The sequence below is a fragment of the Roseibium sp. Sym1 genome, from assembly GCF_027359675.1.
In the GTDB taxonomy this organism is placed as follows: Bacteria; Pseudomonadota; Alphaproteobacteria; order Rhizobiales; family Stappiaceae; genus Roseibium.
This window is the reverse complement of sequence record NZ_CP114786.1, coordinates 83,186-95,498: the sequence shown is the minus strand read 5'-3', so window position 1 is coordinate 95,498 and position 12,313 is coordinate 83,186. Positions and strand designations below refer to the sequence as shown.

The window sequence follows — 12,313 nt, the reverse complement described above, 5'->3', positions numbered from 1 at the left end:
GGAAAAGGGACCGCCATGAGCGACAGCAAGACAACCGAGAGCGATCTGACCGAAGCCGCGCTGTTCTACCACGAGCATCCGCGCCCCGGTAAACTGGAGATCCAGGCGATCAAGCCGCTCGGCAACCAGCGCGACCTGGCACTGGCCTATTCGCCCGGCGTCGCCGCGCCCTGTCTTGAAATCGCCGACGATCCGTCAAAGGCCGCGCACTACACCTCGCGCGGCAACCTGGTCGCGGTTATCTCCAACGGCACCGCGGTGCTCGGTCTCGGCAATATCGGGCCTTTGGCATCCAAGCCGGTGATGGAGGGCAAGGCGGTCCTCTTCAAGAAATTCGCCGGCATCGACGTCTTCGACATCGAGGTGGCCGAGACCGATGTCGAGAAGTTCGTCAGTGCGGTCTCCGTGCTCGAGCCGACTTTCGGCGGCATCAATCTTGAGGACATCAAGGCGCCGGAATGCTTCATGATCGAGGCGCAGCTGCGCGAGAAGATGAACATCCCGGTGTTCCACGACGACCAGCATGGCACCGCCATCATTGCCGGCGCGGCCGTGCGCAACGGCCTGCAGCTGGCCGGCAAGAAGATCGAGGATGCGAAGATCGTTGCCTCCGGCGCGGGCGCTGCCGCGCTGGCCTGCCTCAACATGCTGATCTCGCTTGGTGCCCGCCGTGAAAACATCTGGGTCACCGACATCGAAGGCGTCGTCTACGAGGGCCGCGAGGCGCTGATGGATGAGTGGAAGGCGGCCTTCGCCCAGAAGACCGACCTGCGCACGCTGGACGAGGTCATCGACGGTGCCGACGTCTTCCTCGGCCTGTCCGCCGGCGGCGTTTTGAAGCCGCACATGGTGGCGAAGATGGGCAAGGGCCCGATGATCCTCGCCCTGGCAAATCCGAACCCGGAAATCATGCCGGAAGAGGCCAAGGCGGTGCGCGACGACGTCGTCATGTGCACGGGCCGCTCCGATTATCCGAACCAGGTCAACAACGTCCTGTGTTTTCCCTATATCTTCCGCGGCGCGCTCGATGTTGGCGCCACCACCATCAACGAGGAGATGAAACGGGCCGCTGTCGAGGCGATCGCCGGCCTTGCCCAGGAAGAACCGTCCGACGTCGCCGCGCGCGCCTATGGCGGCAAGACGGAAACATTCGGGCCGAACTACCTGATCCCGTCGCCCTTCGACCAGCGCCTGATCCTGCGCATTGCCCCGGCAGTTGCCAGGGCGGCGATGGAAACCGGCGTGGCCACGCGCCCGATCGAGGATTTCGATGCCTATCTGGACCGGCTGAACCGTTTCGTGTTCCGGTCGGGCCTGATCATGAAGCCGATCATCCAGAATGCGAGCAAGGACCCGCAGCGGATCATCTACGCCGAGGGCGAGGACGAACGTGTTCTGCGGGCCGCCCAGGTGCTGATCGAGGACAACATCGCCAAGCCGATCCTGGTCGGCCGCCCCGACGTGCTGCAGCAGCGCTGCGAACGGTTCGGGCTCAAGATCCGCCCCGACGTCGATTTCGAATTCATCAACCCGCAGGACGATCCGCGCTACCGCGATTATGCGGAAGAATATTTCGAGTGCGTCGGCCGCAAGGGCATGCCGCCGAACGCGGCGCGCACGGTGGTGCGCACCAACCAGACCGTGATTTCGGCACTGGCCGTGCGCCGTGGCGACGCCGACGCCGTCATTTGCGGGCTGGAAGGCCGGTTCATCCGCCATCTGCGCGATATCAAGCAGGTCATCGGCGTCTGCAAGACCGCCAAGGACCTTTCGGCAATGTCGCTGCTGATCAATTCGCAAGGGGCCATGTTCCTGTCGGACACATTCGTCACCGAAGATCCCTCCGCGGAGGAAATCTCGGAGATGGCAATTCTGGCGGCCGAGGAGATCCGGCGTTTCGGTATCGAGCCGAAGATCGCGCTTTTGTCCTTGTCGAATTTCGGGTCCCGCGACACGGCATCGTCGCGCAAGATGCGTGAGGCGCTGGAATTGATCTGGGCGCGTCACCCGGAGCTGGAGGCCGACGGCGAGATGCACGGCGATTCCGCGCTAAGCGTCAATTTGCGTGAGCGTGTCATGCCGAACAGCAAGCTGACAGGCGAGGCCAATCTGCTCCTGTTCCCGAACCTGGACGCGGCCAACATCGCGCATAACCTGCTGAAAGTGGCGACCCAGGCACTGCATGTCGGGCCGATCCTGCTCGGCGCGGCGAAACCGGCGCATATTCTCACGCCGTCCGTCACCTCGCGTGGCGTCGTCAACATGTCGGCGCTTGCCAGTGTTGAGGCGCAGACCCACTCGGAAGCCTGAACGGGCAGCTTCAAATCGTGCCTCGTCTGAACATTGCGGACCGGTTCTACCGGTCCGCGTTTGAGCCCGGAGCTGTTCCATGTCCAGCCTGAAACCGCCCGCCGAGTGTGCCTCCAAGGCAGACATTCGTGCGGCCATCGATGCCCTGGACGCCGAGCTGTTGCGGATCTTCGCGCAACGGCAGACCTATGTCCGCCGCATGGCAGAGCTCAAGCAGAGCCCGGATGAGGCCTTCGATCACGAACGGATCGAAACGATGGTGGCCTCGCTGACGACCAGGGCGGAGGAGCTCGGTCTTGAGGGAGAACAGGCCGAGGCCGTCTGGCGCACCCTGATCGCGTGGAACGTCGATTTCGAAAAACGCACCATTTCGGCGCGGCTTGCCGGCGGTGCCCGGGACAAATGATCGAAAAGTGAGGTGCGCCGGCTTTTCCGGATCTCGCTGCTCCCTAAGTTATGGGTGTGGACACCCCAGACGTCGGAGCTCCAATGACCTTGATGCCGTTTGCCAATCGTACAATTGCCGTCATTGTCATGACGGCGGCAGTTTCCGTGAATGCTGCATTGGCGCAATCCACCGTTCGGCTGGAAACGGTTGCGGACGGCCTGTCCTACCCCTGGAGCGTCGCCTTCCTGCCTGACGGCGGCTACCTGGTGACGGAGCGCGACGGCGTGCTGAAACGCCTCGATTCCGAGGGAAGGCAACATGTTGTCAAAGACACGCCCGAGGTCTTCGCGCAAGGGCAGGGCGGTTTGCTGGACATTGTGCTCAGCCCGGACTTCGAGACCGACTCCACGGTTTACCTGACATTTTCGCAAGGCTCGCCGGAAGGGGCGGGAACCTCGCTTTACAAGGCCGGTCTCGCCGATACCAGAAATCCTGGAACCGCTCTTGTCGGCGGCGAGACCATCTTCGCCGGAAACAACAAGGCCTATGGCGGCCGGCATTTCGGCTCGAGGCTGGCATTCGCGCCGGACGGCAACCTGTTCATGACCCTCGGCGACCGGGGCGACGGGCCACGGGCCCAGGATCCGTCGGATCACGCCGGCTCCGTGCTGCGCCTGACACCGGACGGGGAGCCGGCGCCCGGGAATCCCTTCCTGGATGTGGAGGGTGTCCAGCCGGAGATCTGGTCGACAGGCCACCGCAACCCGCAGGCGGCGGCGATCAATCCCGCCACGGGCGAACTCTGGACGGTTGAGCACGGCGCCAGGGGCGGGGACGAGATCAATATCCCGAAGGCGGGCAGGAACTATGGCTGGCCTGTGATTTCCTATGGCCGTCACTACTCGGGCGGCAAGATCGGCGAAGGCACCGAAAAGGAGGGCATGGAACAGCCGATCCACTATTGGGACCCGTCCATCGCCCCGTCGGGAATGGCCTTTGTCACCAGTGACAGGTATCCGGACTGGCAGGGTGACCTGCTTGTCGGAGCCCTCCGCGGCCAGCATCTTGCCCGCCTGGAACTGGACGGCGACAGGGTTGTGAGCGAGGAAAAGTTGCTGACCGATCTGGGCGAGCGTATCCGCGATGTTCGCCAGGGTCCGGATGGCTATCTCTATGTCCTCACCGACAGCGACAATGGACGGCTGATCCGGCTGGTGCCCTGAGCCGGCGGCGGAAACGTTTGTCCTTCAAGTGCTTTTCGGAACTGTTCGCTTGACTTTTTGCGCTGCAACGACGATATAGCGGGCTGCAATCGCTGCCGCGTGAGCAGGCTGCGCGCCCATTGGCAAGTGTGTTCCACACGCCCGGGCCGGCGCAAACCGGTTGCCAGACAAAGGGTCCAATGAGGGACCCGACCAGTTCCCATGTCACGCGATGGTCTGGCGGCATAGAGCCCGGAATGCAAAAGGCATCCGGCTGCCGCGCTCCAACTGCGAACCGCAGGATTTTCCTCTTGCGGTTACCCAAGCGTATTGGTTTGCGCTTGTATCAAGGATTATATTTTGACCGACTTTCAAAGCCTGGGACTTTCCGACGGCTTGCTTTCCGCCGTTGTCGACAACGGCTACGACACCCCGACACCCATCCAGCAGAAGGCCATTCCACTGATTCTGGACGGCCGCGACCTGATGGGACTTGCGCAGACCGGCACCGGCAAGACGGCCGCCTTCGGCCTGCCGCTCATTGACCGGCTGCTGGCAGAACAGGAACGGGCCGGCCCGCGCGGCACGCGCGCACTGATCCTGGCGCCGACCCGCGAACTGGTGAACCAGATCGCCAAAAACCTGATCTCGTTCCTGAAACACACACCGCTGCGGGTTGCTTCCGTGGTTGGCGGTGTCTCCATCAACGGGCAGGTCAAGCGCCTGTCCAGGGGAACCGACATCCTGGTGGCAACGCCCGGGCGCCTGCTCGACCTGGTCGACCGCAAGGCGGTCGATCTCGGAACGGCTTCCTATCTCGTGCTCGACGAAGCCGACCAGATGCTCGATCTCGGCTTCATTCACGCGCTCCGGCGCATCGCTGGCCTCGTTGCCAGGGACCGTCAGACGCTGTTGTTCTCGGCGACCATGCCGAAGCAGATCAACGAGCTGGCAAGGTCCTATCTGCGCGATCCGGAACGGGTGGAGGTTTCCCCCACCGGACGCACGGCGGACAAGGTGACCCAGTGCGTGCACTTCATGGATCAGACCCGGAAGGGCGATTTCCTGCTGGACCAGCTGCGGGCGGAGCCGGACGGTCTGTCCCTGGTGTTCTGCCGCACCAAGCATGGCGCCGAACGGCTGATGCGCAAGCTGGCGCAGGCCGGCATCGCGGCGGGCTCCATCCACGGCAACAAGAGCCAGAACCAGCGTGACCGTGCCATTCGCGACCTGCGCGAAGGCAGCATCAATGTGCTGGTGGCAACGGATGTCGCTGCCCGGGGTATCGATATTCCGGGCGTCAGCCACGTCTACAATTTCGAACTGCCGGAAGTCGCGGAAGCCTATGTCCACCGGATCGGCCGCACGGCGCGGGCCGGCGCGGACGGCGATGCGATCGCGCTCTGCGCTCCCGAGGAAATCGGTCTGTTCCGTCAGATCGAAAAGCTGATCGGCATCGAGATCGAAGTGGCCAGCGGCGACGTGCCGCCCATGTCGGCCGCGGCCGGCAGGGCCAAGCGCGGCGGCGGAAATCGTGGCGGTGCCAATCGCGGCGGCGGCAAGCCTGGTGGAAAGAAGCCGTTCCGCAAACAGTCTTCCTCCGGCGACAATGACAACAGGTCGCAGGACAGGCGTCCGCGCCGCCGCCGCCAGGGTGGCCGCAGGGACGCAGCCTGAGGCCCTTGCCTCAAATGACGATGAAAAGAAAATGCACCGGGAAGTGGCCTTCCCGGTGCCGTACCTTGTGGTCGATGGGTCTCAGAAGCGTCAATGACGCCCTGGATGTTTGATTGGAAGATCGACGAACTTGAACCGAAACCGCCGCAGTCCGGTCAAAGCCCTGCTTTCTTCCTGTCCACAAGGTATCCAACCGCATTCGCGGTTCGATATCGTTTTTCATTCGGGAAAATCGCGGGAACTCCGCGAAGACCTTAAGGAGAGCCACCAGGATTCTAGTGGTTCACCGCAAAACCGCCCCGTCAAAAGTAAAAGTAAATTAACTAAGTTGAGTCTGCAAACGTAACCGCTTTGCCGGGTGAAGGCATGTGGATAAGGAGAAAGCTGCATGAATTCAGTGGGTTGGCGGGTGTGTTTATAGCTTTTCCCACATGGGTGCGAGAATATGTGATTGGGCCAAACTTACGGTAGTGCCAAGAAGCCATTATTTTTCAGAGAATTGGCGAGATTATTTTCTTTATTTATTGTGGTATAAAAAAACTTTATGGGCGAATTCCGACGGCAGATTATTTCTATCATATTGGCAAGAAAGCGGAATTCGATAGACGCAGTAATACCGTAAATAGTACGCATGATGTTGGTTTTCTAGTTGGGGCAGCGCTTATACCAACCGCAATTAATAGGAAACCATCTGACCGCGTTTGGAGGCTGTTCGGCAAGGAGCAGATTGCAGGGCGATACGGGGTATCGTCCAAAATCTGCGACGCGGCAGAACAGCCTCCAAACGCGGCCTTCGGTGGCCTGTTCCGGCCCGCCGGACGGCGTTGCGCCGCTTGAACGGCCAACCAGGCCGTCCTGCGCAACGCGCCTTGCCGGCAAACCGGAACAACGACATCAGATCGGTTCCTATTAATTGCGGTTGGTATTAACCGGAGCGTGCTTCGATCAACCTCGGACAATTGAGGGCGTCAAAAGCCACGGTTGGCAAGCCGTGAAAACTTGGCCCGCACGCCGGCACAGATGAGGAAAGCCTCGTACTGTTCCCAGGCAGTTGCACCGGGGGCAAGAAACTGCAACCGGCCTTCTCAAGCAGCCTTCACACCGTCCAGGAATTTGCCTACCGAAGCGCGCAGGCGCTCGGACTGACCGGAAAGCTGTTCGCTTGCGGCCACCACGCGTGTCGCCACCGTACCTGTTTCCACGGCTGCCTCGCTCACCCCGGAAATGTTCCGGGTGGTTTCCCGGGTGCCGGCGGACACATCCTGGATCGACTGGGAGATCTCACCGGTCGCGGCGCCCTGCTGCTCGACCGCCGTTGATATCGAGACAGCAATGCTCTCCAGATCTGTAATGATCTTTGCGACTTCTTCGACACCGCTCACTGCTCCATCGACTTCCGACTGGATCTGGGCGATCTGGTCGGAAATTTCCTCGGCTGCTTTCGCGGATTGACCAGCCAGTTCTTTCACTTCGGATGCAACCACCGCAAAGCCTTTACCGGCTTCGCCGGCGCGGGCGGCTTCAATAGTTGCGTTAAGCGCAAGTAGATTGGTCTGCTCCGCGACAGCCTGAATGAGCGTGATGACTTCGCTGATGCGGGTGGCCGCGGTCTTGAGACCAAGCACCTGCTCGTTGACCCTGGTGGCTCTTTCGCGTCCGCTACTTGTCTGCTTCGAAGACTGGATGGCCTGGCCTCCGATTTCGATGATGGATGTCGACACCTCCTCGATGGCCGATGCAATGGTCTGAACGCTGGCAGCCGACTGTTCGGACGCAGCCGATACAGCCGCGGACTGATTGGTGTTCTCTTCCGCAATGGCACTCATCGACTGGGCTGTCTGGTTGAGTTCATTGCAGGCGTCTCCAACGGATCCAAGAAGCTCGGCCACATCCGTATCGAATTCCGCAGTCAATTGGGAAATAACCTCGGCACGGTGCAATTGAGCGGCCTGGGCCTCCTTCTCGCGTTCCGCTGCGGCGTTGGCCTCGATTGTGCGTTCCCGAAAGATCTCGTAGGCCTCGGTCAGTTTCGCGGCTTCATCGCGCCCGGTGCTTCGAAGTTCAATTGTCGTGTCGCCGTCGCCCAGCCGGTTGAGCGCCGAGACGACAAGACAAATCGGCCTGGAGATCGCCTGTGTCAACGCAAATGCCATTGCTGCGGACAGGAGCGTGGCCAGGATACCCACGATCAGGATCATGATGGTTGCCTGCTGCTCGTGATGCTCGGCATCCCTTGCCGCCTTGAGCGTGAAGTTCATCAGCTCATTTGCCAGGGCTTCCAGTTCGTGGTCCAGCGCATCTTCCTCACTTGCGACACGGTCAATCAGCGCCTGCTCCTCGCTGACCTGATCGCTGCCGGCCGACTGGGCCGCTTTTGCACTTGCTGCAATCTTTTCGATTGCTCTCTCGGCATCGTTCTGGAATTCGCGATGCGCCGCGTCAATATGGCCAAGGGCCTCGAACACGTGTTCCCATTCCGCGCGTTCCTCGGCCTCCGTTGTTTCCGACTTGATCGACTGGACCTGTTGACGTGCCTGAACCAGCTTTTCACTGCCGGCCCGAGCGAGTTCGGAAAATTTCCGGCGCGCGCCGGAAAATCCTTCAAACGCATGCCGGCTGCCATTGGCCGCCTCTTCGCCAAGCCTGATGGCGCGCTCAAAGAGAACCGCCTGTTCCAACTGCATTTCGGACAGGTGGGAAATGGTGTTTGACAGCACCAGATCATGCTCGGCCACGGCTTTCAGCTCATGGCCGATCGTCGACATTGACCTGAGGCTGATCGTTGCCGTGACAAGCAGAAACAGGATCATCAGGACGCTGAATGTTCCCAGCTTAACAGCGAGTGAGAACCGGGACAGGAGGCGGTTGAGCATGAGTGAGGTTCCTTGGGAAATCTTTCACTGCAGTCATTTGCGTAAGAGGAATTACTTTTGGAATTATTCGGATACCAAGATAATCAAGGGTTAAAAGGCGAGAAGGCAAGTTTTTATACGTATATACCGTAGGGTGAATCCGGGAATGTATTGCTAGAAATTCGAATGTTGTTGCAATCTTTTGGTGCGTATACAGATTTCGGGAATTGGTGGATGTGTCGGATCTCGGTTTCGAATCACGACAGTCATGTGTCGCGAGGGCGGCGATTGACCGGGAATTGGTCTCGGCTGACTGGTCCGGAACGTGCCGCAAGTCGAGCATCCGGTGTGGCAAGGTGTGCGACAGTCAGGGATGCGTCCCGTTCAGGCGCGGCGGAAGGTTCTGCCACCGGTGGAAAAATCCGTCACTGAGCCGGTGCCGATCAGGCGCAGGTCCTGCCAACTGCCGGCGGCCGGTAGACCGGCTGAACCATCCTTCGGCAGGGGACGTCGCGGTGCACGCCGACGATGCGGTCAGGTCTTTGACGAACGGAGCGTCCTTGGGCCGTAGCGGGCAATTACCTGCCGGTAGAGGCTGGGGGTGATGTGTTTGCGGATATCCCGGTCGAGGTGCTCGACGATGGCCGGTGCATCCGGAAAAGACTTCCGCAAACCCAGCCGGATCGACACTGGTTGAGCTTGCGCGATATGGCTGCCGGACAGGCTCCGGACCTGCGTTGCCAGCCTCATTTCCCGCAACTTGAAATCCATGACGACAGGGTCGGCAAGAACAAAGTCCGCGTGACCGAACACCATCATGTTGACCATGGTCTCGAATTCCGAAACCAGGGTCCTTTCAGGATGACCGCGCCAGACGGCGTCGGCGCGGTCATCTCCGATGAGACTGACGGTCTTGAACCGGTAAAGATCCTTGATGGAGCCGATTGCGGCCAGAGCGCCGGCGTTAGGGTTGGCTGCGGCAAAGTAGATGTCATCCCGCATCGTTGTCACGATCGGTGTCGGAATGAAGTGGACGTAGGTGCTGCGCCGTGCCGAAACGGGCATGCAGAAGATGTCCGCTACGCCGGCGGATACAAGATTCTGGGCACGTGCCAGAGGATAGCCCTCATGGTCGATCGTGAAGTCGCCGTGATCCGCCAGGACATCCAGCAAGTCAACGAGAATGCCGCGCATCCGGCCGGCATGTCGGTCAAAGAACGCATATGGAGGATTGTCATCGTGATGTGCATGCCTGAACACGCGATTCCAGCAGGGGCCCGCGTTGGCCCCGCTAGCCGCGAGGGTCGCAAGTGAAGCCAGGAAAGAGCGGCGCGTGATCATCACAGTCTGGGCTCTCGAAAAAATGGATTCGCAGGGGCAGATCTGGCCGATGTTTGTGCCTGGGAAGGGCACTGACTGTCCAAACTGCTCCTGCGAAAGGTGTGGTCGATGGGAAACGGCTGCATTTCAACCTTGACCGTTTGTGCCGAAGGACCGGTCCCATGAAGGAGCGGCCGTCGATCTTATTTTTTACACCTAAAGTGTAACATAGATTCCGGGAAATGGAACCGGAATTTCTCACGTACGGGGAGATTTGGCGTTAAAAGCTTGCAAATGAATGGATATTTTTTTGAATTCTGGTAGTCTTCGCCTTCCTGATCCACTTTGTTACGCTTTCATTGTAATAAATTCTCCGAAGTTGACCTTATGGATTATGCACCGGACACGATGATATCGAGCAGGTTTCTGCGTAAGGGCGAAAGCGCGGTGGTGTCGCCGAATGAACGCAGTGTCTTGAGGTTGCTCTGGAACAATCCCGGTACGCCGCGCACCACGCTGAACACGCATCTGGACCTGACGCAGCAATCCATCTACCGGATCGTCGACAATCTCGTGGAGCGCGGCATGGTCCAAATCGGCGCGCCGGTGCCCGGTCAGGGACGGGGGCAGCCGAGCCCCACGCTGCGGTTAAACGGTGACTATGCCTATTCCTGCGGAATTTCGATCAATGCGGACGTCATTCACCTGTACCTCATGGACTTTGCCGGCAAGCTTACCGGGCACGACTCCATACCGCTGCTCGGTCAATCGATGGGCGACGCGCTCCGTGAGGTCGGCGCACGCCTGGCGGGCTTGCGCGACCGGAGTGCACTCAGTGAGGATACGAATCTCGGCATAGGCGTCGGCATGATGGGCTACAATGTGGGCGGAACGCGTTTCAACGGCCCGCTGCCCCTGCACGAATGGTCATTGATCGAACTGGGCCCTTTGCTGACCAGCGAATTTGACAAGCCCGTGTGGATCCACAACAGCGGCCAGATGGCCTCGGTCGCGGAGGCCATGTTCGGTGCGGGGCGGCATGTCCGGCACTTTGCCTATCTCTTCATCGGGTACGGGTTCGGCGGCGGTTTGATCAGCGACGGGGAATTGCTGCTCGGTGGCAACGGCAATGCCGGTGAATTCGCCTGCATCCTCGAACCCGGCGAGATCAACAAGCGGCCGGCGCTGAAATACCTGATCGGAAAATTGGCTTCAAATGGCATCGAGATTTCTTCGATCGATCATTTGCGGCAATCCTTCAAGGCCGACTGGCCAGGGGTCAGCGAATGGCTGGACGATATCACCCCGGCTTACAACCGGCTGATCAACGCGATATGGGGTGTGTTCGGTCCGCAGGCGATCGTTTTCGGCGGACAGGTTCCACCTGCCCTGGCGAACATGTTGATCGAAAGAACGGTGTCTTTCGAGCTTCCCCGCTACGGTGTCCCGCATCCTCCTGCCAAGCTCCTCGTCAGCGAACTGGAAGGGGACGCAACGGCGATGGGAGCCGCGGCGATTCCCTTCAAGAGACTGGTCTTCTGAGTACTTCGGTCCGGGTCAGCGAGGGGTGGGCAGGTGCATGGCGCGTATCATCTGAAGAGCCGGATGACGGGTCCCAATGGGGCCGCCGCCCGTTGCTGGTTGTCACCAGTGGCTCGAGAATTGCGGGGACCTGTGGAAAATTTGACCAATTGGTATAAGTTTGCTTTTTGGAGCCATAGCATCTTCTTATTGCCGGCATTAATGAATTGACCTTACCCTTACGTGAAGTTATCAAGCGTCCAAATCGCTTTGGTTAACAAAATAAAACAATCACAAGCGTAAAAAAACCGGATCGAATTCCGGAAAAAAGTGCACGTTGGCTCCATCGGAACCATCGACCCCAAAAGAATTGTTCGCCTTCGGGCGGACACGATCTTGTGGCGCGGGCGATCGCGCCGCGGCAGCGGATGTGCGACGTCGCTCGTCCGGTGTCCGCGCGATTGACAACCGCAACGGGCCGGACCCCCACAAATGCCGGCCTGATACGACCCATCGGCCGCAAGACTGCGACACCGGAAAGGTTTGCCTTTCCGGTGTCGTTTGTTTTTCAAAAGGGCGGCTGAACGCGGCGCAGGCTCTGCCCGCGATTAGGCTATTTGATTTTCTTGGCAGGCCAGCTCAGACCAACCGTCAGGCAGCATAAGATACTGATCGCCAGCAGCAGCGAAACCGCATAAGGCGTTGTCACGCACCCTTCCATGATGGCGAATGCGAGAACGTCATTCTTTTCTTCGACCAGCCATTCTAGAGCGAGAAACAGCAGCCAGATCGCGGCGAAACCTGACGTCAGCAAACAAAGTATCCTGCTCCGCAACAACAGCGAAACAGCAAGCAAGATCAGGAAAGCGACACCTGGAAAAGAGCCGAAAACAAGCAACACGTCATCAAGTTGGCTGACTTTGCCGTCCGATGGGTTCCAGGCAGGGCGTGACTTGTCACACACTTCGGCGACAGCAGGCACTGCGGAGACAAGAAGAGCGGCCGAAGCCGCTCCCAGATGTCGTTTCAAATGGCCCGGCATC

General features: G+C 59.7%; 8 protein-coding genes. 5 read left to right on the top strand and 3 right to left on the bottom strand.

The genetic code is table 11. The features are described from left to right. Window positions 1–15 precede the first annotated feature (15 nt). The 4 genes from O6760_RS00405 (at window position 16) to O6760_RS00390 (ending at window position 5,577) form a co-directional block, all read left to right on the top strand. Window positions 16–2,310, top strand: coding sequence for an NADP-dependent malic enzyme (locus tag O6760_RS00405; protein WP_269583520.1), 2,295 nt, complete (start codon window positions 16–18; stop codon window positions 2,308–2,310). A gap of 79 nt (window positions 2,311–2,389) precedes the next feature. Further along, window positions 2,390–2,716: a chorismate mutase gene (locus O6760_RS00400; RefSeq protein WP_269583519.1), complete on the top strand. Its 327-nt coding sequence runs from the start codon at window positions 2,390–2,392 to the stop codon at window positions 2,714–2,716. Window positions 2,717–2,808: 92 nt separating this feature from the next. Continuing rightward, window positions 2,809–3,921, top strand: coding sequence for a PQQ-dependent sugar dehydrogenase (locus tag O6760_RS00395; RefSeq protein ID WP_442969949.1), 1,113 nt, complete (start codon window positions 2,809–2,811; stop codon window positions 3,919–3,921). A gap of 339 nt (window positions 3,922–4,260) precedes the next feature. Continuing rightward, window positions 4,261–5,577, top strand: coding sequence for a DEAD/DEAH box helicase (locus tag O6760_RS00390; RefSeq protein WP_269583517.1), 1,317 nt, complete (start codon window positions 4,261–4,263; stop codon window positions 5,575–5,577). 1,085 nt (window positions 5,578–6,662) lie between these two features. Here O6760_RS00390 and O6760_RS00385 read toward each other — a convergent pair. Next, complete coding sequence (locus O6760_RS00385; protein ID WP_269583516.1) at window positions 6,663–8,450, bottom strand: methyl-accepting chemotaxis protein; 1,788 nt, start codon at window positions 8,448–8,450, stop codon at window positions 6,663–6,665. Between the two features lie 513 nt (window positions 8,451–8,963). Next, window positions 8,964–9,689, bottom strand: a complete 726-nt coding sequence (locus tag O6760_RS00380) for a substrate-binding periplasmic protein (protein WP_269583515.1) — start codon at window positions 9,687–9,689, stop codon at window positions 8,964–8,966. Between the two features lie 447 nt (window positions 9,690–10,136). Between O6760_RS00380 and O6760_RS00375 the strand changes: the two genes are divergently transcribed. Continuing rightward, window positions 10,137–11,291 (top strand): ROK family transcriptional regulator, encoded by a 1,155-nt coding sequence (locus O6760_RS00375; protein ID WP_269586388.1) that lies wholly within the window; start codon window positions 10,137–10,139, stop codon window positions 11,289–11,291. A 592-nt stretch (window positions 11,292–11,883) separates the two neighbouring features. On the opposite strand, the gene O6760_RS00370 is transcribed toward O6760_RS00375, so the two are convergent. After that, on the bottom strand, window positions 11,884–12,312 hold the full coding sequence (locus O6760_RS00370) for a hypothetical protein (RefSeq protein ID WP_269583514.1): 429 nt from the start codon (window positions 12,310–12,312) through the stop codon (window positions 11,884–11,886). Between the last annotated feature and the right edge of the window lies 1 nt (window position 12,313).